General features: G+C 67.0%; 20 protein-coding genes. 14 read left to right on the top strand and 6 right to left on the bottom strand.

Going from position 1 to position 20,469, the window contains the following annotated elements:
• On the top strand, positions 1–1,554 hold the full coding sequence (gene pgi / locus AC1VNX_RS28680) for a glucose-6-phosphate isomerase (RefSeq protein ID WP_483160940.1): 1,554 nt from the start codon (positions 1–3) through the stop codon (positions 1,552–1,554).
• A gap of 121 nt (positions 1,555–1,675) precedes the next feature.
• A complete protein-coding gene (locus AC1VNX_RS28675) occupies positions 1,676–2,014 on the top strand; it encodes a DUF805 domain-containing protein (RefSeq protein ID WP_483160939.1) in 339 nt (112 codons plus the stop codon).
• Between the two features lie 73 nt (positions 2,015–2,087).
• On the opposite strand, the gene AC1VNX_RS28670 is transcribed toward AC1VNX_RS28675, so the two are convergent.
• The gene (locus AC1VNX_RS28670) at positions 2,088–3,149 is read right to left on the bottom strand and encodes a 4-hydroxythreonine-4-phosphate dehydrogenase PdxA (protein ID WP_483160938.1); all 1,062 of its coding nucleotides are present in this window, start codon (positions 3,147–3,149) and stop codon (positions 2,088–2,090) included.
• 54 nt (positions 3,150–3,203) lie between these two features.
• Positions 3,204–4,181, bottom strand: coding sequence for a Bug family tripartite tricarboxylate transporter substrate binding protein (locus AC1VNX_RS28665; RefSeq protein ID WP_301511858.1), 978 nt, complete (start codon positions 4,179–4,181; stop codon positions 3,204–3,206).
• 94 nt (positions 4,182–4,275) lie between these two features.
• Here AC1VNX_RS28665 and AC1VNX_RS28660 point away from each other — a divergent pair, with 94 nt between their 5' ends.
• From AC1VNX_RS28660 to xylB, 11 genes are all read left to right on the top strand, one after another.
• On the top strand, positions 4,276–5,205 hold the full coding sequence (locus AC1VNX_RS28660) for a LysR family transcriptional regulator (RefSeq protein ID WP_483160937.1): 930 nt from the start codon (positions 4,276–4,278) through the stop codon (positions 5,203–5,205).
• 180 nt (positions 5,206–5,385) lie between these two features.
• A complete protein-coding gene (locus AC1VNX_RS28655; RefSeq protein WP_483160936.1) occupies positions 5,386–6,696 on the top strand; it encodes an ABC transporter substrate-binding protein in 1,311 nt (436 codons plus the stop codon).
• A 141-nt stretch (positions 6,697–6,837) separates the two neighbouring features.
• Entirely contained in the window at positions 6,838–7,695 is an 858-nt protein-coding gene (locus tag AC1VNX_RS28650; RefSeq protein ID WP_483160935.1) for a carbohydrate ABC transporter permease, read from the top strand.
• Positions 7,696–7,708: 13 nt separating this feature from the next.
• Positions 7,709–8,545 carry a carbohydrate ABC transporter permease gene (locus AC1VNX_RS28645; RefSeq protein WP_483160934.1) on the top strand — a complete coding sequence of 279 codons (837 nt, stop codon included), beginning with the start codon at positions 7,709–7,711 and terminating at the stop codon, positions 8,543–8,545.
• Positions 8,546–8,715: 170 nt separating this feature from the next.
• On the top strand, positions 8,716–9,756 hold the full coding sequence (locus tag AC1VNX_RS28640; RefSeq protein ID WP_301511864.1) for an ABC transporter ATP-binding protein: 1,041 nt from the start codon (positions 8,716–8,718) through the stop codon (positions 9,754–9,756).
• Positions 9,757–9,838: 82 nt separating this feature from the next.
• Positions 9,839–11,239 carry a D-arabinitol 4-dehydrogenase gene (gene dalD / locus AC1VNX_RS28635; RefSeq protein ID WP_483162030.1) on the top strand — a complete coding sequence of 467 codons (1,401 nt, stop codon included), beginning with the start codon at positions 9,839–9,841 and terminating at the stop codon, positions 11,237–11,239.
• Positions 11,236–12,024, top strand: a complete 789-nt coding sequence (locus AC1VNX_RS28630) for an L-iditol 2-dehydrogenase (RefSeq protein ID WP_483160933.1) — start codon at positions 11,236–11,238, stop codon at positions 12,022–12,024. Before dalD ends, AC1VNX_RS28630 begins: the two co-directional genes overlap by 4 nt.
• 7 nt (positions 12,025–12,031) lie before the next feature.
• On the top strand, positions 12,032–12,706 hold the full coding sequence (locus AC1VNX_RS28625; protein WP_483160932.1) for a transaldolase family protein: 675 nt from the start codon (positions 12,032–12,034) through the stop codon (positions 12,704–12,706).
• 21 nt (positions 12,707–12,727) lie between these two features.
• Positions 12,728–13,702: a carbohydrate kinase family protein gene (locus AC1VNX_RS28620; RefSeq protein WP_483160931.1), complete on the top strand. Its 975-nt coding sequence runs from the start codon at positions 12,728–12,730 to the stop codon at positions 13,700–13,702.
• Positions 13,703–13,716: 14 nt separating this feature from the next.
• Positions 13,717–14,673, top strand: coding sequence for an AraC family transcriptional regulator (locus tag AC1VNX_RS28615; protein WP_483160930.1), 957 nt, complete (start codon positions 13,717–13,719; stop codon positions 14,671–14,673).
• A 30-nt stretch (positions 14,674–14,703) separates the two neighbouring features.
• Positions 14,704–16,170, top strand: coding sequence for a xylulokinase (gene xylB / locus AC1VNX_RS28610; protein WP_483160929.1), 1,467 nt, complete (start codon positions 14,704–14,706; stop codon positions 16,168–16,170).
• Between the two features lie 160 nt (positions 16,171–16,330).
• On the opposite strand, the gene groL is transcribed toward xylB, so the two are convergent.
• The 4 genes from groL to AC1VNX_RS28590 form a co-directional block, all read right to left on the bottom strand.
• On the bottom strand, positions 16,331–17,983 hold the full coding sequence (gene groL / locus AC1VNX_RS28605) for a chaperonin GroEL (protein WP_483160928.1): 1,653 nt from the start codon (positions 17,981–17,983) through the stop codon (positions 16,331–16,333).
• 29 nt (positions 17,984–18,012) lie between these two features.
• Positions 18,013–18,303: a co-chaperone GroES gene (locus tag AC1VNX_RS28600; RefSeq protein WP_007835162.1), complete on the bottom strand. Its 291-nt coding sequence runs from the start codon at positions 18,301–18,303 to the stop codon at positions 18,013–18,015.
• A gap of 545 nt (positions 18,304–18,848) precedes the next feature.
• The gene (budC, locus tag AC1VNX_RS28595) at positions 18,849–19,613 is read right to left on the bottom strand and encodes a meso-2,3-butanediol dehydrogenase (RefSeq protein ID WP_483160375.1); all 765 of its coding nucleotides are present in this window, start codon (positions 19,611–19,613) and stop codon (positions 18,849–18,851) included.
• A 59-nt stretch (positions 19,614–19,672) separates the two neighbouring features.
• Positions 19,673–19,909 (bottom strand): hypothetical protein, encoded by a 237-nt coding sequence (locus AC1VNX_RS28590; protein WP_483160927.1) that lies wholly within the window; start codon positions 19,907–19,909, stop codon positions 19,673–19,675.
• Positions 19,910–20,259: 350 nt separating this feature from the next.
• Between AC1VNX_RS28590 and AC1VNX_RS28585 the strand changes: the two genes are divergently transcribed.
• Positions 20,260–20,469 (top strand): hypothetical protein, encoded by a 210-nt coding sequence (locus tag AC1VNX_RS28585; protein WP_483160926.1) that lies wholly within the window; start codon positions 20,260–20,262, stop codon positions 20,467–20,469.

Raw genomic sequence — 20,469 nt, 5'->3', positions numbered from 1 at the left:
ATGGCCATGACCCTTCGCTGCGACCGCGCGCCGGCCTGGGCGCAACTGCAGGCCGGCTTCGACACCGCGGGCCGCCAGTTCGACCTGCGCCATGCCTTCGTGGACGACGCCGGCCGCTTCGAGCGCTTCAGCCAGGAGGCGCCTCACGTGTTCGCCGACCTGTCGAAGAACCTGATCGACGCGCGCACCGAAGAGCTGCTCTTCAAGCTGGCCCGCGAATGCGGCCTCGAAGCGCACCGCGACGCCATGTTCGCCGGCGAGCACATCAACAACACCGAGGACCGCGCCGTGCTGCATACGCTGCTGCGCGCGCCGGCCGATGCGCCCACGGGCCCGAAGACGGCCAACGAGCTGCGCGAGGTGCACGCCACGCTCGACGCGATGCTGGCCTATGCCGAGAAAGTGCGCGCCGACCATACGATCACCGACGTGGTCAACATCGGCATCGGCGGCTCCGACCTCGGCCCGCAGATGGCAGTGCTGGCGCTGGCCGAGTTCGCCGCGCCGGGCAAGCGCTTCCACTTCGTTTCGAACGTCGATGGCCACGAGCTGGCAGGCGTGCTGCAGGGCCTGGCGCCCGAGCACACGCTGTTCCTCATCGCCTCGAAGACCTTCACCACGGCCGAGACGATGACGAACGCGCAGTCGGCCAAGCGCTGGTACGAGCAATCGGGCGGCACCGACATCGCGGGCCACTTCGCGGCGCTCACCACCAACGTGGAAGCGGCGAAGAAGTTCGGCATCGACACCACCTTCGGCTTCTGGGACTGGGTGGGCGGGCGCTATTCGCTGTGGTCGGCCATCGGCCTGCCGATCGCGCTGGCCATCGGCGCAGAGGGCTTCCGCCGGCTGCTCGCCGGCGCGCATGCGATGGACGAGCACTTCCGCACCGCGCCGCTTGAGCGCAACCTGCCGGTGCGTCTCGGGCTGCTCGATGTCTGGTATCGCAACTTCCACAAGTTCACGAGCCGCAGCATCGCGCCGTACCACAGCGCGTTGAAGCGCGTGCCGGCCTACCTGCAGCAGCTCGAGATGGAAAGCAACGGCAAGCAGGTCGACGCAGGCGGCAAGCCGCTGGCCTTCGGCACCTCGCCGGTGCTGTGGGGCGAGCCCGGCACCAATGGCCAGCACGCCTACTTCCAGATGCTGCACCAGGGCACCGACGTGACGCCGCTCGAGTTCGTGGCGGTGCGCGATGCCTCGCACGACCTCGAAGGCCACCACCCGAAGCTGCTGGCCAATGCGCTCGCGCAGGCACAGGCGCTGATGGTGGGCAAGCTCGACGAGGGCGGCCACAGGAACTTTCCGGGCAACCGGCCGAGCAGCTTCTTCGTGTTCGAGAAGCTCACGCCCGAGGCGCTGGGCGCCTTCCTCGCGATGTACGAGCATCGCGTGTTCACCAGCGGCGCGCTGTGGGGCATCAACAGCTTCGACCAGTGGGGCGTGGAGCTCGGCAAGGTGCTCGCAAAAGACATCGAACCGCGCCTCGCATCGGGCGATGTCACGGGGCTCGATGCTTCGACCGCAGGCCTGCTGAAGCGGCTCGGACGCTGATCCGGGGTCTTTTGTTTTAAGCCAGGCTATGGCTTCCGGCCGTATTTGCCGTTGAATGACGCGTCGATATGATGGCCCCGGGAAATTTCCCTGGGACCAATCACAAAAGAGGAGTCGATCAATGGATTTTCAAACAGCAGTCAAGACCTGCTTCAGCAAGTACGCCGATTTCAACGGCCGCGCATCGCGTTCCGAATACTGGTGGTTTGTGCTGGCCGAGGTGATCGTCCTGATCATCGCCAGCCTCATCCACCAGTACGTCTACGGCATCGCAGCCCTGGCCTTCCTGCTGCCCGCGCTGGCAGTGGGCGCCCGCCGCCTGCATGACATCGGCAAGAGCGGCTGGCTGCAGCTCCTGATGATCATCCCGATCGTCAACCTCGTGCTGATCTACTTCTACGTTCAGCCCTCGCAGCCCCAGCCCAACAACTACGGCGAAGCGCCGGCAGTCTCGGCCTGAGTCTTCCGGGTTTCCAATGCAAAAGGGCCGCGCAAGCGGCCCTTTTCTTTTTTGCCTTGCTTCGCGCGATGCGTCAGGCCGCCACCGCCTGTGCTTGCTCGCGCACGGGTGCGCCGCTCGCCATGCGCACGCACAGGTCGAAGGCCTGCTGCAGCCCCTCGATCTGCGCGATGCCCTTGCCCGCGATGTCGAAGGCGCTGCCGCTGGCCGAGGTGGCCACCGGCACCGGCAGGCCGCCGTGCAGCGTCACGCCCTGCTCGAAGCCCATGAGCTTCATCGCGATCTGGCCCTGGTCGTGGTACATCGACACCACCGCATCGACGTCGCCGCGCCGCGCGCCGATGAACACCGTGTCGGGCGAGAAGGGACCGCGCGCATCGAGGCCCTCGGCGCGCAGCTGCTCGATGGCGGGCGCGATGATCTCGATTTCTTCCATGCCGATGGAGCCGCCGTCGCCCGCGTGCGGGTTGAGCCCCGTCACCGCGATGCGCGGATGCGCCACGCCCGCGCGGCGCAGCGCGGCGGCGATGATCTTCACCGCGTCGCTCACGCCCTGCACCGTGATGTGGCTCGCCACGTCCTTCAGCGGAATGTGCGAGGTCACGCGCGAGGTCCACAGCGAGCCCGTGAGGTTGAACTCGCATACGAAGCCCGTCACCGCGAAGCGCTCCTGCATGTAGCGCAGCTCGTCCTCGTGCACCAGGCCGCCCAGGCGCAGCGAATGCTTGTTGAGCGGCGCGAAGAGGATGCCCTCGGCCTGCCCGCGCTGCACCGCCAGCGTGGCCAGCTCCAGCGCCTCGAACGAGGCGCGGCCCGACTGCTCGTTCGACTCGCCAAGCACAGGCTCGCGTCCTTCCATCCAGTCGCACGCGAGCAGGCTGGGACGGCCGTCCTCGAAGCGCAGCGCGTCGAGGCTGTCCACCCGCAGCGGGTTCAGCTTCTCGCCTGCGATGCGCTCGCCAGCCGCGAGCACCGCCGGATCGGCGATCAACAGCACGCGCGCGGCGTCGAGGTTGCGCTGGCGCGCCAGCAGCTTCACCGCCATCTCGGGGCCGACGCCGCTCGGGTCGCCGAGCAGCACGACGATGCGGGGCCTGGCGGAAGTCGCGCCTGAAGTCTTGGAGGGGAGGGACATGGTGTCGGTCGGATACGGTTGAAGGAAAGAGAGAAAGAGGAGGAACCGGCCGCTTCATTCGGCCTTGATGTTGGCGTCGCGCACGAGCTGGCCGTAGTGGTCGAACTCCTGCCTGTTCATCGCCGCGAAGGGTTCGCCGGTCAGCCCGCCGGGCTCGCCGCCCAGTGCCTTGATGCGCGTCTGTACGTCGGCCAGTTTCAGCGTGCGCGAGAGTTCGGCGCTCAGCCGCTCCACCGCGGGGCGCGGCGTGCCGGCCGTGACGTACAGGCCATACCAGGTGGACACGTCGGCGCCCTTGATGCCCTGCTCGGCCAGCGTCGGCACGTCGGGCAGTTCGGGCGAGCGCTGCGGCGCGCTCACCGCCAGCGCGCGGAACTTGCCGGCCTTGATCTGGCCCATGGCCGAGGAGGTGCTGTCGAACATCATGTCGACCTCGCCCGCGATGATGTCGACGTGCGCCTGCGAGCTGCCCTTGTAGGGCACGTGGATCGACTTCATGCCGGTGGCGAGGTTGAAGGCCTCGCCGCCCACGTGCTGCGTGCTGCCGATGCCCGAGGAGGCGTACTTGAAGCCGCCCGGCTTCGCGGCCATGGCCGCCACCAGGTCCTTCACCGACCTGTAGGGCGAGTTGGCCGACACCACCAGCACGTTGGGCATCACGGCGACCAGGCCGACGGGCTGCAGGTCCTTCAGCGGGTCGTACTTGAGCTTGAGGATGTGTGGGGCCACCGCCTGCGCCGTGTTTGTGGCCAGCAGCAGCGTGGCGCCGTCGGCAGGCGCGCGTGCCGTGAGCTCGCCCGCGATGGTGTTGGAGGCGCCCGGGCGGTTCTCGACCACCACCGGCTGCTTCAGCGCGGGCGAGAACTTGTCGGCCAGCACCCGCGCCAGGATGTCGGTGCCGCCGCCGGGCGAGGCGCCGACCATGATGCGCATCGGCTTGTCGGGGTAGGCCTGCTGCGCGCTGGACGCTGTTGCCGTCAGTAGCGCCATGGCCACCAGCCCTGCCGCGCGGGCGAAAAAGAGAGGCTTCATCGAGGTTGTCTCCTGCTTGTAGTGAGGGCAAGCGTACGGAGCATTGCCAGCTCGATCCAATCGAAAAAGCCCGGAGGTCCATATACTTTTGTGCATGACCCAAGGGCTTTCCGACGCCTCGCTGATGCTCCTCGTGCGGCCGCGCCAGCTGCTGCTGCTGGCCCGGCTCGATACCCATCGCCATCTCGGCCGGGCGGCCGAGGCGATGAACATCAGCCAGCCGGCGGCCACCAAGCTGCTGCAGCAGCTGGAGGATTCGCTGGGCGAGAAGCTCTTCGAGCGCCTGGCGCGCGGCATGGAGCCCACGCCCTACGGCGAGATCCTGATCCGCTATGCCCGCCGCGTGCTCAGCGACTTCGGCACCGCCCGCGAGGAAATGCTGGCCCTGCGCTCCGGCCTGAGCGGCGCGCTGCGCGTGGGCAGCGTGCCGGGCGCGGTGCCGGGGTTGCTGGCGCCGGCGCTGGTGGAGTACCACCGCCGGCATCCGCAGGTGGCGGTGTCGGTGGTGGTCGAGACCAGCGACGTGATCCAGGCGCAGCTGGAGCAGGGCGACGTCGACTTCGTGCTGGGCCGCCTCACCGACGGCCACGACGAGGCGAAGTACGCGAGCGTGCCGCTTCTGGGCGAGTCGCAGGTGGTGGTGGTTCGCGCCGCCCACCCGGTGTTCGAGCGCGGCACCGTCACGCTGGCCGAGATGGCGGGCTGGTCGTGGGTGCTGCAGCCGCCGGGCTCGCCGCAGCGCGGGCGCTTCGAGGCGGCGATGCGGGAGGCGGGCATACGGGAGCGGCTGGACATCATCGAAACGGCATCGCCCATCGCCATCACGGCCTTGCTGGAGAACTCCGACATGGCGGCCGTGATGCCCGCCTCGCAAGCCGAACACTACGCCCGGCTGGGCGTGCTGCGGGTGGTGCCGGTGGAGCTGCCGGTGCGGGTGCCGCCGATCTGTCTCATCACCCGCGCCGACCGGGCGCTGTCGCCTGCGGCAGCGCAGCTGCGGCGGCAGCTATTGGGCAGCGCCTGAAACCTTTGGCTTGCGGTTTTCCATGCTGTATTGCGTTAACTAGGGAATTCACTAGCCAACTGGTGCATGAAAGTACTGGTGATGGCGGCGTCAGTACCAAAATCGCAGGCACGCTTCTCCAGAATTCCCGGCACGGCGACCCGACAAACAAGAGGGCGTCGCTCACCTCTAGGAGACAACATGAAGCGTTTTCTGAAAGCGGGCCTCGTCCTCGCACTCATCGGTACGGGCGTCGTCTCGCAGGCCGCCACCGAACTCGTGATCGCGACCGTGAACAACGGCCACATGATCGAGATGCAGAAGCTCACCCCCTTCTTCGAGAAGGCCAACCCCGACATCAAGCTCAAGTGGGTGACGCTCGAAGAGGGCACGCTGCGCCAGCGCGTGACCACCGACATTGCCACCAAGGGCGGCCAGTTCGACGTGATGACCATCGGCCTGTACGAGACGCCGATCTGGTCGAAGAAGGGCTGGCTCAAGCCCATCGCCACCGACGCCGCCTACGACGTGGACGACCTGCTGCCCGCCATCCGCGACGGTTTGTCGAACGAAGGCAAGCTCTACGCCGCTCCCTTCTACGGCGAGAGCTCGATGCTCATGTACCGCAAGGACCTCGCCGACAAGGTGGGCGTGAAATTCTCCGACCAGCCCACCTGGGCGCAGGTGAAAGAGTTCGCCGACAAGGCCAACGACCCGAAGGCCGGCGTGTACGGCATGTGCCTGCGCGGCAAGCCGGGCTGGGGCGACAACATGGCCTTCCTGACCACGCTGGTCAACACCAACGGCGGCCAGTGGTTCGACATGCAGTGGAAACCGCAGATCGACACCAAGCCCTGGAAGGACGCCATCACCTTCTACGTCGACCTGATGAAGAAGGACGGCCCTCCGGGAGCCTCGGCCAACAGCTTCAACGAGAACCTCGCGCTCTTCAACGAAGGCAAGTGCGCGGCCTGGGTGGACGCGACCATCGCGGCCTCGTTCATCAGCGACCCGAAGCAGTCGAAGGTGGCCGACAAGGTGGCCTTCGCGCAGGCGCCGACCGCCTCCACGCCGAAGGGCGCCAACTGGCTGTGGTCGTGGAACCTCGCCATTCCGGCCAGCTCGACCAAGGACGAGGCGGCGCAGAAGTTCATCAAGTGGGCCACCTCCAAGGAATACATCAACCTCGTGGCCAAGGAAACCGGCTGGGCCTCCGTGCCCACAGGCACGCGCAAGTCGACCTACGCGAACCCCGAGTTCCAGAAGGTCGCCAAGTTCGCAGCGGCAGAGAAGAAGGCGATCGACAGCGCGAACCTCACCGACAGCACCTTGCCGAAGTCGCCGTATGTCGGCGTGCAGTACGCGGCCATTCCTGAGTTCCAGGCCATCGGCGTGGCGGTGGGCCAGCAGATGAGCGCGGCGCTGTCGGGCAAGGTCACTGTGGACCAGGCGCTGAAGACTTCGCAGACCGCGGCCGAGCGTGAGATGAAGAAGGCCGGGTACTACAAGTAACCCGCTTCCTTCCCCTCTCCCCTCGGGGAGAGGGCCAGGGTGAGGGGGCGGCAGCGCGTGCGTCGTCGACGCCGCATGCCCTCACCCCAACCCTCTCCCGCAAGCGGGAGAGGGAGCAACAGCCCCCAGAGAGGACACAAAATGAAAAGACTCCTGCCCCGCGCCCTCATGGCGCCCGCGGTGCTAACGCTCTTCCTCTGGATGATCGTGCCGCTCGTGATGACGTTGTACTTCTCGTTCGTCAACTACAACCTCATGCAGCCCGGCGAGCGCACCTTCGCGGGCATCGAGAACTTTCACTACTTCATCACCGACCCCGACTTCTGGCCGGCCACATGGAACACGCTGCTGCTGATCGGCAGCGTGATCGTCATCACGGTGGTGCTCGGCGTGCTGCTCGCGCTGCTGGTGAACGAGCCCTTCCCGGGGCGCGGCATCGTGCGCGTGCTGCTGATCTCGCCCTTCTTCGTCATGCCCGCGGTCAACGCGCTGCTGTGGAAGCACATGATGATGAACCCCATCTACGGCATCCTGGCCGACGTCTGGCGCACCTTCGGCGCGCAGCCCATCGACTGGCTCACCGACGTGCCGCTGCTGTCGGTGATCATCATGGTGGCCTGGCAGTGGCTGCCCTTCGCCTGCCTGATCTTCATCACCTCGCTGCAGTCGCTCGACCGCGAGCAGATGGAGGCCGCGCGCATGGACGGCGCGAGCGCCATCCAGCGCTTCTTCTATCTCACCATTCCGCACCTCGCGCGCCCGATGGCGGTGGTGATCATGATCGAGATGATCTTCCTGCTCAGCGTGTTCGCGGAGATCGCCATCACCACCAACGGCGGCCCGGGCAACGAGAGCACGAACATGACCTACATGATCTTCAAGCAGTCGCTCATGAACTTCGACGTGGGCGTGGCCTCGGCGGGTGCGCTCTTCGCGGTGGTGCTGGCCAACATCGTGGCCGTGTTCCTCATCCGGATCATCGGCAAGAACCTCGACTGAGGAGCAACACGCCATGCAACAACAACAAGCCCCCAGCAACTTCCTGCCGCAGGCCATTCGCACCGTCGGCGCGTGGGCCGTCGCGCTGCTGCTGTTCTTCCCGCTCGGCTGGCTGTTCCTTACGGCCTTCAAGACGGAGCTGCAGGCCATCCATGTGCCGCCGCTCTTCGTCTTCGAGCCCACGCTCGACAACTTCGGCGAGGTGCAGCGCCGCAGCGACTACCTGCTGTATGCGCGCAATTCGCTCATCACCAGCCTGGGCTCGACCATCCTGGGCCTGCTGATCGCGGCGCCCGCCGCGTACTCGATGGCCTTCTTCCGCACGAAGAAGACGCGCGACATCCTGATGTGGATGCTCTCCACCAAGATGATGCCGGCCGTGGGCGCGCTGGTGCCGATCTACGTCATTGCGCAGACGGCGGGCATGCTGGACTCGCTCCCCGCGCTGACCATCGTGTTCACGCTGTCGAACCTGCCGATCATGGTGTGGATGCTCTACAGCGCCTACAAGGACATTCCGAACGAGATTCTCGAAGCGGCGCGCATGGACGGCGCCAGCCTCTGGACCGAGTTCCGCCACGTCGTGATGCCGCTGTCGGTGGGCGGGCTCGCATCCACCGGCCTGCTGTGCCTGGTGCTGAGCTGGAACGAGGCCTTCTGGGCGCTGAACCTCACCTCCGCCAAGGCCGGCACGCTGGCCACGCTCATCGCCTCGTACTCCAGCCCCGAGGGCCTGTTCTGGGCCAAGTTGTCGGCGGCTTCGCTGATGGCCATCGCGCCGATCGTGGTGTTCGGCTGGTTCAGTCAGAAGCAGCTCGTCCAAGGCCTGACCTTCGGCGCCGTGAAATGAACGCCACCCCCAGTCTTCGCGCACTGCGTGTCGCTTCGCCAACCCCCTCGAGGGGGCGCTGCCTGCGGCCCGGCAAAGCCGGTTCCGCGGCAGCCTGCGGATCGCGTCGCGCGCTTTCGAACAACGTCGGCGCATCGCTCGCCTGCCGGCAAAACATCAAGGAGTCGTGAATGGCCTACCTCGAACTCAAGAACATCAAGAAGAGCTTTGGTGAAGTCAACATCATCAAGGGCGTCGACCTGCAGATCCAGAAGGGCGAGTTCATCGTCTTCGTCGGGCCTTCGGGCTGCGGCAAGTCGACGCTGCTGCGGCTGATCGCGGGGCTGGAGCCGATCACCAGCGGCAACCTGCTGCTCGACGGCAAGGACATCACCTGGGCTCCCTCGGGCAAGCGCGATCTCGCGATGGTGTTCCAGAGCTACGCGCTCTATCCGCACATGAGCGTGTACGACAACATGTCCTTCGCGCTGAAGCTCGCGGGCGTGTCCAAGAGCGAGATCAAGACCAAGGTCGAGTACGCGGCGAAGACGCTGAACCTCACGCAGTACCTCGACCGCACGCCCAAGGACCTGTCGGGCGGCCAGCGCCAGCGCGTGGCCATCGGCCGTGCGATCGTGCGGGCGCCGAAGGTGTTCCTGTTCGATGAACCGCTGTCGAACCTCGACGCGGCGCTGCGCGGCAACACCCGCGTGGAGATCCACAAGCTGCACCGCGCGCTGGGCGCGACCACCATCTACGTGACGCACGACCAGGTGGAAGCCATGACGCTGGCCGACCGCGTGGTGGTGCTGAAGGATGGGCTGATCGAGCAGGTCGGCACGCCGCTGGAGCTGTACGACCGCCCGGCCAACCAGTTCGTGGCGCAGTTCATCGGCATGCCGTCGATGAACATGGTGGCGGCGAACGCCATTCCTTCCTTCTCCGCCGCCACCGGCGGGCGCCTGCCGGCCGACGGCTTCCTGGGTGTGCGCCCCGAGGGGCTGCGCGTGCATCCGAAGCAGGGCGCGCCGGTGTCGGACGTGCTGGGCCGCGTCGAGCTGATCGAGGCGCTGGGCGCCGACACGCTGATCCACGTCGACGTGGCCGGCGTGCCGCTGATCGCGCGGCAGAACGACCGCACGCCGCTGCAGGCCGGCGACGACGTGGCGGTGGAGCTCGACCCTTCGGTGCTGCATCTCTTCAACCGCGAAGGCCGCTCGGTCGCCGCGTGACCCCAACCATCTGTCCACCGTCTTTTCAACGGACCTTCTCGTGACCATTGCGCAAACTCCACCGGCTCTGTCCGAGTTCACGGTGCTCCATCTCGGCCTGGGCTCGTTCCACCGCGCCCACCAGGCCGTGTACCTGCAGCGGCTGATCGACGCGGGCGACACCCGCTGGTCGCTCTCGGGTGCCAACATCCGGCCGGACATGGCCGAGGTCGTCGCCGCGCTCGAGGCCCAGGGCGGGCGCTACACGCTCGAAACAGTCTCACCCGCGGGCGAGTACCGCTACGAGGAGATCGCCGCCATCCGCGAGGTGCTTCCCTGGGAGCCCTCGCTGGCACGCGTGATCGCGCGCGGCGCGGCGCCCTCGACGCGCATCGTGTCGTTCACCGTGACCGAGGCAGGCTACTACCTCGACGACAAGGGCAGGCTCGACCTGTCCTTCGGCGACCTCGCGGCCGACGTGGAGCGTGCGCGCCGCGGTGAAGGCGGCGAGACCGAAGGCAAGGGCGTGACCATCTACGGTGCCGTCTGCGCCATCCTGCGCGCGCGCAAGGCCGCGAACGCCGGGCCGCTCACGCTGCTGAACTGCGACAACCTGCGCCACAACGGGGACCGCTTCCGCGCCGGCCTGCTGGAGTTCATCGGCCTGGCGGGCGACGCCGACCTGCTGGCCTGGGTGAACGCGAACACCCGCTGCCCGAATGCGATGGTCGACCGCATCACGCCGCGCCCGCCGCCCGAGCTGCGCGCGCGCGTGAAGGCGGCCACGGGCCGCGATGACGCGGCCGCCATCACCGGCGAGAGCTTCATCCAGTGGGTGATCGAAGACAACTTCGCGGCCGGCCGCCCCGACTGGGGCCGCGTGGGCGTGGAGCTGGTCGAGTCGGTGCAGCCGTATGAAGAGGCCAAGATCCGCATCCTCAACGCCACGCACAGCTGCATTGCCTGGGCGGGCACGCTGATCGGGCTGGGCTTCATCCACGAGGGCACGCACGACGCGGCCATCCGCAAGATGGCTTTCGACTACGTCACCGACGACGTCATTCCCTGCCTGAGCCCGAGCCCGATCGACCTCGCGGCCTACCGCGACGTGGTGCTCGACCGCTTCGGCAACCCGGCCATCCGCGACACCAACCAGCGCGTGGCGGCGGACGGCTTCTCGAAGATCCCGGGCTTCATCGCTCCGACGGTGCGCGAGCGCCTCGCGGCCGGCCAGCCCGTCGAGAGCGTGGCGATGCTGCCCGCGCTGTTCCTGGCCTTCCTGCAGCGCTGGCACAAGGGCGCGCTGCCCTACGCCTACCAGGACCAGGGCATGGACGAGGCGGTGGCGCACGCCATCTGCGACGCGGCCGACCCGGTCGTCGCGCTGTGTTCCGACACGGGGCTGTGGGGCAACATCGCCGGCGACGCGCGGCTGATCGACGCGGTGCGCCGCGCGGGCGAGCGCGTCGCGCGCTTCGTGCAGGCGGCGGAGCGCAAGCCATGAGCGGCAGGCTGCAGGGCAGGCATGTGCTGCTGACCGGCGCGGGCGGCGGTATCGGCCTGGCCGTGGCCGCGGCCTGCATCGCCGAAGGCGCGCGCTGCACGGTGATCGACCGCGCGCCCGCCGCGCCCGAGGCCGTGCGCGCGCTGCAGCAGCGCCACCCCGACAGCCTCGCCTACATCGCGGCCGACGTGACCGACACGCAGGCCATCGCGCACATGCTGGCCGAGGCGCAGGTGGCCTTCGGGCCGGTCCACACGCTGTTCAACAACGCGGCGGTGTTCGACCTCGCGCCGCTGCTCGACAGCGACGAGGCTTCCTTCGACCGTCTGTTCGCGGTCAACGTGAAGGGCATGTTCTTCGTGATGCAGGCGGTGCTGCGCCACATGGTGGAGGCGGGCACGCAGGGCGCCTCGGTCATCAACATGGCCTCGCAGGCCGGGCGCCGCGGCGAGGCGCTGGTGTCGCACTACTGCGCGACCAAGGCGGCCGTCATCAGCTACACGCAGAGCGCCGCGCTGGCCATGGCGCCGCACGGCATCCGCGTCAACGGCATCGCCCCCGGTGTGGTCGACACGCCGATGTGGGACCATGTGGACAGCCTGTTCGCCAAGGCCGAAGGGCTGCCGCCCGGAGAGAAGAAGCGGCAGGTCGGCCTGGCGGTGCCGCTCGGACGCATGGGCGTGCCGGACGACATCGCGGGGGCGGCGGTGTTCCTCGCCAGCGACGAGGCGCGCTACATCACGGCGCAGACCCTCAACGTCGACGGCGGCAACGTCATGAGCTGAAGACCAGATGAACCACGACTTCCACCTGTACCTCGACAGCGCCGACATGGCCGAGCTGCAGGCCTGCCTGCCGCACCCGGTGGTGCACGGCGTGACGACCAACCCGACGCTGCTCAGGCGTGCAGGCATCGGCCGCGCCGAAGTGCCGGGCCTGCTGCGGCGCTGCATCGAGCTGGGCGCGCGGCAGGTGCAGGCGCAGGTGTATTCGCAGGATGCCGACGGCATGCTGGAGGACGCCCAGGCGCTGCTCGCGCACTTCGCGCCGGGCCAGCTGGTGGTGAAGATCCCGGCCACGCGCCAGGGCTTCGTGGCCGGCGCGCGGCTCATCGCGCAGGGCGTGCCCGTGACCTGGACTGCGGTGTACGCGCCCGAGCAGGCGCACTTCGCGTCGCAGCTGGGCGCCGCCTATGCCGCGCCGTACCTGGGCCGGCTGGAAGACTCCGGCGCCGACGGGCTGGGGCTGATTGCGCAGATGCAGGCGCTGGTCGCCCAGCGGCCAGCGTCGGGCACGCGGCTGCTGGTGGCGAGCATCCGCTCGCGCGAGGCCTATCTTTCGCTGTTGCGGATCGGCGTGGGGGCCATCACCATTCCGCCACGCCTGTTTTCCGAATTGCTCGACCATCCCGCCACGCTGGCAGCGGAAAGCGGCTTTCTCGCCGACCCGCGCGACCTGCCGGCCTGACCGCGCCAGAATCCAGACACCATGCGCATTGCACTCACGGGCGAAGCCCTCATCGATTTCACCGCCAGCGAGGCTGGCACCCTGGCGTTCCTCGGACACGAGGGAGGTTCGCCGCTGAACACGGCCGTGGCTTGCGCGCGGCTCGGGCAGCCCACGGGCTTTCTCACGCAGCTTTCCACCGACCTGTTCGGCGAGCGGCTGATGGGCTTCCTGCAGCGCAACGGCGTGGACACCAGCTTCATCCTGCGCAGCGGCGCGCCTTCGACGCTGGCCTTCGTCGAGCGAACGCCGCAGACCAACCGCTACGCCTTCTATACGCAAGGCAGCGCCGACGCCACCTGGGCGCCCGAGCCGCTGCCGCAGCTGCCGGCGGAGTGCCGCTTTTTGCACTTCGGCTCGATCTCGCTGCTGCAGGACCCGGCCGCCGCGCGCATCGCCGACCTGATCGCGGCGAACCGGGGGCAGCGCGTGATCGTGTTCGACCCGAACGTGCGGCCCAGCCTCATCACCGACATCGCCGCCTATCGCGAGCGCGTGAACGGCTGGTTCGGCATGGCCGACCTGGTCAAGCTCAGCGACGAGGACGCGGCGCTGCTCGCGCCCGGCCAGCCCGTCGATGCGCTGGCCTCCGAGTGCCTGAAGGCTGGCGCGCGCGCCGTGATCGTCACGCGCGGCGGCGACGGCGCGACGCTCTGGCGCGCGGGCCATGCACCGCTGAGCGTGGCGGCGCCGCGTGTCGCCGTGGTCGACACCATCGGCGCGGGCGACACCTTCACGGCGGGGCTTTCCGTGGCGCTGCTTTCGCACGGCATCGAGCGGCCGGAGCAGCTCGACGGGCTGAGCGACGAGAGCTGGAAGGCCGTGATGGGCTTCGCCGCCACCGCCGCCGCGCTGAATTGCACCCGCGAGGGTGCCGATCCGCCGACGCTGGAAGCGGTTCACGCCGCGCTGGCGAAGGCACAAAATACCGCTGTTGCTGCTGCTTCCCGGCCCTGAGCCGTGCTGCCATCATGACGACGTCCACCCGCAAGCGCTCGATTCCCCGCCAGCGCCAGCCCGAACTGGAGCGCGACTTCGCGCGCTCCCCCTCGCTGGGCTACGAGGCTCCCGAAGAAACCGGCGTGGTGCGCTGCCTCGCGCACGGCTTTCCGAGCCCGCTGGTGCGGTGGCACTTTCATGAAGAGTACGAGCTGCACCTGATCACCGAGACCTCGGGCAAGGCCTTCATCGGCGACTGGATCGGACCCTTCCAGCCGGGGCATCTGGTGCTGTGCGGGCCGAGGCTGCCGCACAACTGGATCTCGCTCGACGTGCCCGAGGGCGGCGCGGCGGGGCGCGACAGGGTGATCCAGTTCCGCCACGAGCCCATCGAGCACGCGGCGGCGCAGATTCCCGAGCTGCGCGAGGTGATGCAGCTGCTGGAGCGGGCGCGCCATGGCATCGAGTTCTTCGGCATGTCGCAGCAGGCGCAGGCGCACTGGGACCGCATCAAGGCCGCGCGCGGCGTGCGCCGGCTGGGCCTGTTCCTCGACTTCATGGCCGACTTGGCGCAATGCACCGACTACCGCCTGCTGTCGAGCGTGCAGATGCAGGGCGCGCAGGGCGCCGACGGCGACGCGCAGGTCGACCAGATCAACGGCATCGTCAACCGCATCACCAACAACATGGCCGAGCCGATCTCGATGTCGGACGTGGCGGCCGAGCTGGGCATGAGCGAGAGCCGATTCAGCCGCTTCTTCAGGCGCTCCACCGGCAACAGCTTCACCGACTTCGTCAACCGCGTGCGCATCAACAGCGCCTGCCACCTGCTGATGCAGACCGACCACTACGTGACCGACATCTGCTACCAGGTGGGCTTCAACAACGTGGCGAACTTCAACCGGCGCTTCCTTGAAATCAAGGGCATGACGCCGAGCGAGTTCCGCCGGCAGGCGGACACGCGCTTCGGCGGCGGCATCTCTTCCTAAGCTTCCCAAGCACGAAACCAGGGGGTCATCTTGTATCTTGGACTCGACCTCGGCACGTCCGAGCTCAAGGCGCTGCTGCTCGCCGACGATCACCGCATCGTGGGCGTGGCGCGCGCGCCGCTCACGGTCGAACGGCCGCAGCCGCTGTGGTCGGAGCAGGCGCCGCGGCAGTGGTGGCAGGCGCTCGAAGAGGTGATGGCGCAACTCAAGGCCTCGCACGGCGAGGCGCTCGCGTCGGTACGGGCCATCGGTCTGTCGGGCCAGATGCATGGCGCGACGCTGCTCGACGAAGCTGGCGAGGTGCTGCGCCCGGCGATCCTCTGGAACGACGGCCGCAGCGGTGCGCAGTGCGAGGCGCTCACGCGCGCCGTGCCGAGGCTCGGCGAGATCGCGGGCAACCTGGCGATGCCCGGCTTCACCGCGCCCAAGCTGCTGTGGGTGCGCGAGCACGAGCCCGAAATCTTCAGCCGCGTCGCACGCGTGCTGCTGCCGAAGGACTGGCTGCGCTTCATGCTCAGCGGCGAGGCGGTCAGCGAGATGTCGGATGCGGCAGGCACGCTGTGGCTGGACGTGGGCGCGCGCGACTGGTCCGACGAACTGCTCGCGGCCACGGGGCTCACGCGTGCGCACATGCCGAGGCTGGTCGAAGGCAGCGAGGTGTCGGCTCAGCTCAAGCCCGAGCTGGCGGCGCGCTGGGGCCTGAGCGATGGCGTGAAGATCGCGGGCGGTGCGGGCGACAACGCGGCCAGCGCGGTCGGCATGGGGCTGGTCGAGCCGGGGCAGGGCTTTGTCTCGCTGGGCACCTCGGGCGTGGTGTTCGTGTCGACCGACCGCTTCTTGCCGAACCCCGCGCAGGCAATGCACGCTTTCTGCCACGCCCTGCCGAAGCGCTGGCACCAGATGTCGGTGATGCTCTCCGCCGCGAGCGCGGTGAGCTGGGCGGCGAAGACTTTCAAGTTCGTCGACGAGGCCGCGCTGCTCGAAGCGGCCGCATCCATACCGTCGGCACGGCGCGAGCGTTGCCCGCTGTTCCTGCCGTACCTGTCAGGCGAACGCTCGCCGCACAACAACCCCAATGCCCAAGGCGTTCTCTTCGGGCTCACGCATGCACACGGACCGGCGGAAATCGCCTACGCCGTGGTCGAGGGCGTGAGCTTCGGCCTGCGCGACGGCTTTGACACCCTGCGGCTGCCGGCCGACATGCCGCTGCGCGAAATGGCGCTGGTGGGCGGCGGTGCACGCAGCGTTTGGTGGGGGCAGTTGCTGGCCGACATCTTCCAGGTTCCGCTCACGCTCTATGCGGGCAGCGAGACGGGCGGGGCGCTGGGTGCGGCGCGGCTGGCCTGGCTGGCGGATGGGGGCGAGGTGGCAGAGGTGTGCACGCTGCCGCCGGTGAAGCAGAAGCTGGTTCCGTCGACCGATGGAGCCGATGTCCACAGGACTAGGCATGCGCGCTTTCAGGCGCTCTACAAGGCGGTGCAGGCGCAATTCCAGTAGCAGAGCGATCACGACCGCCCATGAAAAAAGCCCGGCGCAAGCCGGGCTTCTTTCATTTCGCGAGACACCGCGGATCCGGCTCTGCCGGTCCGCAGGTGTCGCCCCCGGTAGGGGGTAGGCGTAGCGGACACGAAGTGCCGCGCAGCCTGGGGCGAGCCAGTTACATGCCCATGCCGCCCATGCCACCCATGCCGCCCATGTCGGGCATGCCGCCGCCAGCGGGGGCGTCGTCCTTCGGAGCGTCAGCCACCATGGCTTCGGTCGTCAGCAGCAGCGAGGACACCGAAGCGGCGTTCTGCAGTGCGGTGCGGGTGACCTTCGTCGGGTCCAGGATGCCCAGCTCGAGCATGTCGCCGTACGTGTCGTTGGCGGCATTGAAGCCGTAGTTGCCCTTGCCGGCCAGAACCGCGTTCACCACCACCGAGGCTTCGCCGCCGGCGTTGTTCACGATTTCGCGCAGGGGAGCTTCGATGGCCTTCAGCACCAGCTTGATGCCGGCGTCCTGATCGGCGTTGTCGCCCTTGATCTTGTCGCCCACGGCTTGCTTGGCACGCAGCAGAGCCACGCCGCCGCCGGCCACTACGCCTTCTTCCACTGCAGCGCGGGTAGCGTGCAGGGCGTCTTCGACGCGAGCCTTCTTTTCCTTCATTTCGACTTCGGTGGCGGCGCCAACCTTGATCACGGCAACACCGCCGGCCAGCTTGGCCACGCGCTCTTGCAGCTTTTCACGGTCGTAGTCGCTCGTGGCTTCCTCGATCTGCACGCGCACTTGCTTCACGCGGGCTTCGATGTCGGCAGCAGCGCCGGCGCCGTCGATGATGATGGTGTTTTCCTTGCCCACTTCGATGCGCTTGGCTTGGCCCAGGTCGGCCAGCGTCACCTTTTCGAGCGTCAGGCCCACTTCTTCAGCGATGACCTTGCCGCCCGTCAGGATGGCGATGTCTTCCAGCATGGCCTTGCGGCGGTCGCCGAAGCCAGGAGCCTTGACGGCCACGACCTTCAGGATGCCACGGATCGTGTTCACGACCAGCGTAGCCAGGGCTTCGCCCTCGACTTCTTCGGCAATGATCAGCAGCGGACGGCCGGCCTTGGCGACTTGTTCCAGCGTGGGGAGCAGGTCACGGATGTTGCTGATCTTCTTGTCGAACAGCAGCACGAAGGGGTTGTCCAGCAGCGCCGATTGCTTCTCGGGGTTGTTGATGAAGTAGGGCGACAGGTAGCCGCGGTCGAACTGCATGCCTTCGACGACGTCGAGTTCGCTCTCGAGCGACTTGCCGTCTTCCACGGTGATCACGCCTTCCTTGCCGACCTTGTCCATCGCGTCGGCGATGAGCTTGCCGATGGTTTCGTCGCTGTTGGCCGAGATCGAGCCGACTTGAGCGATTTCCTTCGACGTGGTGGTGGGCTTCGAAGCCTTCTTCAGCTCTTCGACCAGGGCCGTCACGGCCTTGTCGATGCCGCGCTTCAGGTCCATCGGGTTGATGCCCGCGGCCACGTACTTGAAGCCTTCGCGAACGATGGCTTGAGCCAGCACGGTAGCGGTCGTGGTGCCGTCACCAGCGTTGTCGCTGGTCTTGGAGGCCACTTCCTTCACGAGCTGGGCGCCCATGTTCTGCAGCTTGTCCTTCAGTTCGATTTCCTTGGCGACCGACACGCCGTCCTTGGTGACGGTGGGGGCGCCGAACGAGCGCTCGAGCACCACGTTACGGCCCTTGGGGCCCAGGGTCACCTTGACTGCGTTGGCCAGGATGTTCACACCCTCGACCATGCGTGCGCGGGCTTCACCGCCGAAGACTACGTCTTTTGCTGCCATGTTTGTTTACTCCGAGTGGGATGTTTGAATTACTTCTCGACGACTGCGAACAGGTCGTCTTCCTTCATGACCAGCAGTTCGTCGCCGCCGACCTTGACGGTCTGGCCGCTGTACTTGCCGAACAGGACGCGGTCGCCGACCTTCACGGTCAGTGCGGCCAGCTCGCCCTTGTCGTTGCGCTTGCCCGGGCCCACGGCCAGGACTTCACCCTGATCGGGCTTCTCGGCGGCTGCGTCGGGGATGACGATGCCGGAGGCAGTCTTGGTTTCGCTGTCAACACGCTTGACGATCACGCGATCGGCCAAAGGACGAAGTTTCATTGCATCTCCTGGATGTATGGATAAGAAACGGGTTTGTGGTCGGGTGCCGGACCGGAGCCCGGCAGCCCATCGGCTGGAAGCGAGGCCGTTGTTAGCACTCGTCAGCAGCGAGTGCTAATCATAAGGGCAATCGATGACGTTTCAAGGCCGGGTTGGCTGGCCGTTGTCGGTGCGGATGTCGGTTCTCAGCTAACTCGGAACTGCACGACCGTACTTTTCCGAGGGGTTGCTGCTGCCGCAGGCCGCTGGAAGACGCTGCTGAACGTGCATGAATGCGCCTTGATCGCCTAATTTTTGATCAAAATTTACCCGGATGAAATTCAATGGAGCGATGAATCTGCAGAATGATTGCCCTGGAGTAGGGCGGAGCCAATACAGCCCCTCATTTGTCAGCTAGACGCGGGTGCTGACGATGTGGCCAGCGCTTCAGGTCGTCGTCTTTTCCGGCCGGCCGGCCATGACGCTGGCTCAGTATTCCCGTATCACCGCCTTCAGCGTGCGCATGCCCTCGCCGACTGTGTTCGTTGCCATGGTGGTGCCGCTCCTCAGCCCATGTCGGGCTGGCCGTTGGACGCCATCAGCCCGCCATCCACCGGCATCGCGACGCCCGAGACAAAACTTGCATCGTCACTCGCCAGAAAGGCAACCACGGCCGCGATCTCCGAGGGATCGGCACCGCGCCCGAGCGGGATGCGCTCGGCGAACTTCGCCATCAGCGCGTTGTCGCCTTTCATGTCCTCGGTCATCGGCGTGAAGGTGAGGCTGGGGCACACGGCGTTCACCCGCACGCCGCTCTTGCCGTGGTCCAGCGCGAGAGCCTTGGTGAAGTTGACGATCGCGCCCTTTGACGCGTTGTAGAAACCCATGCCCCAGTCGCCGCCCAGGCCGGAGACCGAAGCGGTGTTCACGATGCAGCCCCTGCTGCGCACCAGATGCGGCATGGCCGCGCGGCAGCCGTGGAACACGCCGCCGGCGTTGACTGCCATGATCCGGTTCCAATCTTCCAGCGGCGGCTGCGTGACCGTGCCTTCGACCGCGATGCCGGCATTGTTGAAGAGCACGTGCAGCGCGCCGAAGCGCTCGATGGTCGCATCCACCAGTGCCTGCACCTGGCTGAAGCTGGACACATCGGTCAACTTCACCAGGGTGCGTTCGTCCGGCAACTCACGTGCCACATGCTGCAGCTTGGCAAGCGTGTCCCCCGCGAGCACCACGTTCGCGCCTTCCCGCGAAAAACGGTGCGCGGTGGCTTCGCCAATGCCGCTGCCAGCGCCGGTCACGATGACGACGCGATCCTTGAAACGTTGCATATCGATCCTCACGATCATGTGTCCGGGTGATGAAGAGACCGGCGTCCGGCGGCCTTCATCTATTTCGGTGGCGGGGCTGCAGGTGCTGGGGCGGGAACCGTCTGCGCGCCGCCCTGTACCTGCGCGGCCGGCGGCGTTGCCTCGTGCGAGGGGCCTTCGCCGCGCTTGTCCACGGCATAAAAGTAAAACAGGGCGCCGAGCATCACGAGGATGGCCACGGTCACGCTGAACACGAAGACGCGCTGGTTGTCGCGCCTGTCGTCCCTGGCTTGCTGTCTTCTCGATAGTTCGCTCATGGCATCTTTCCTTTCCTGCAATGGCGCGAATGAATGGAATGAGGGCGGATGGAAGAAGACATCCCCCGCAAGAGAAACGCTAGGACTTCGTACCGCGCGCCGTGTCGGACATCGACTGAGGTGGCTGTCGCGCAAAAGCGCCTCAGGCTCATTCATTGCCTTGTCCTGGGCATCGAACGGAAGTCCAGGCATTGTCGGGCGCCGCCTTGCGCCACCTCGCGCCGTCAATCGCGGCAATGGCAAATGTCCTGCACCCTGCGTCGTCGACGGATGGCGGCGCGACTGCCGCAGACGTCGAAGATTCCACACATGTTCAGAGTTTCAGAGTTTCAGAGTTCGAGGAGCCATCCATGTCAAAGAAGCCAAACCCTGCCAGGCAGTCCACGCATGAAGAACCCGAAGTCACGCAGGAGGAGTCGGTACCCAGCGATGGTCGCGACATCGAGGGCGAGCATCTGATGAAGGAAGTGACCAACAAGAAGCTCCACGACAAGGGCGAAGCCGAGCACAAGACACCCGGGAAGGTTGATGAGTCCGATACCGAACGGGACTCTCACTGA

It is taken from the genome of Variovorax sp. TLI9-5A, assembly GCF_056867935.1.
The sequence above is the reverse complement of the archived record's forward strand: the minus strand, read 5'-3'. Positions and strand labels throughout refer to the sequence as shown.

Coding starts and splice junctions, on each gene's coding strand:
- pgi (WP_483160940.1), top strand. CDS start 1: ATGGCCATGACCCTTCGCTGCGACCGCGCGCCGGCCTGGGCGCAACTG.
- AC1VNX_RS28675 (WP_483160939.1), top strand. CDS start 1,676: ATGGATTTTCAAACAGCAGTCAAGACCTGCTTCAGCAAGTACGCCGAT.
- AC1VNX_RS28670 (WP_483160938.1), bottom strand. CDS start 3,149: ATGTCCCTCCCCTCCAAGACTTCAGGCGCGACTTCCGCCAGGCCCCGC.
- AC1VNX_RS28665 (WP_301511858.1), bottom strand. CDS start 4,181: ATGAAGCCTCTCTTTTTCGCCCGCGCGGCAGGGCTGGTGGCCATGGCG.
- AC1VNX_RS28660 (WP_483160937.1), top strand. CDS start 4,276: ATGACCCAAGGGCTTTCCGACGCCTCGCTGATGCTCCTCGTGCGGCCG.
- AC1VNX_RS28655 (WP_483160936.1), top strand. CDS start 5,386: ATGAAGCGTTTTCTGAAAGCGGGCCTCGTCCTCGCACTCATCGGTACG.
- AC1VNX_RS28650 (WP_483160935.1), top strand. CDS start 6,838: ATGAAAAGACTCCTGCCCCGCGCCCTCATGGCGCCCGCGGTGCTAACG.
- AC1VNX_RS28645 (WP_483160934.1), top strand. CDS start 7,709: ATGCAACAACAACAAGCCCCCAGCAACTTCCTGCCGCAGGCCATTCGC.
- AC1VNX_RS28640 (WP_301511864.1), top strand. CDS start 8,716: ATGGCCTACCTCGAACTCAAGAACATCAAGAAGAGCTTTGGTGAAGTC.
- AC1VNX_RS28630 (WP_483160933.1), top strand. CDS start 11,236: ATGAGCGGCAGGCTGCAGGGCAGGCATGTGCTGCTGACCGGCGCGGGC.
- AC1VNX_RS28625 (WP_483160932.1), top strand. CDS start 12,032: ATGAACCACGACTTCCACCTGTACCTCGACAGCGCCGACATGGCCGAG.
- AC1VNX_RS28620 (WP_483160931.1), top strand. CDS start 12,728: ATGCGCATTGCACTCACGGGCGAAGCCCTCATCGATTTCACCGCCAGC.
- AC1VNX_RS28615 (WP_483160930.1), top strand. CDS start 13,717: ATGACGACGTCCACCCGCAAGCGCTCGATTCCCCGCCAGCGCCAGCCC.
- groL (WP_483160928.1), bottom strand. CDS start 17,983: ATGGCAGCAAAAGACGTAGTCTTCGGCGGTGAAGCCCGCGCACGCATG.
- AC1VNX_RS28600 (WP_007835162.1), bottom strand. CDS start 18,303: ATGAAACTTCGTCCTTTGGCCGATCGCGTGATCGTCAAGCGTGTTGAC.
- budC (WP_483160375.1), bottom strand. CDS start 19,613: ATGCAACGTTTCAAGGATCGCGTCGTCATCGTGACCGGCGCTGGCAGC.
- AC1VNX_RS28590 (WP_483160927.1), bottom strand. CDS start 19,909: ATGAGCGAACTATCGAGAAGACAGCAAGCCAGGGACGACAGGCGCGAC.
- AC1VNX_RS28585 (WP_483160926.1), top strand. CDS start 20,260: ATGTCAAAGAAGCCAAACCCTGCCAGGCAGTCCACGCATGAAGAACCC.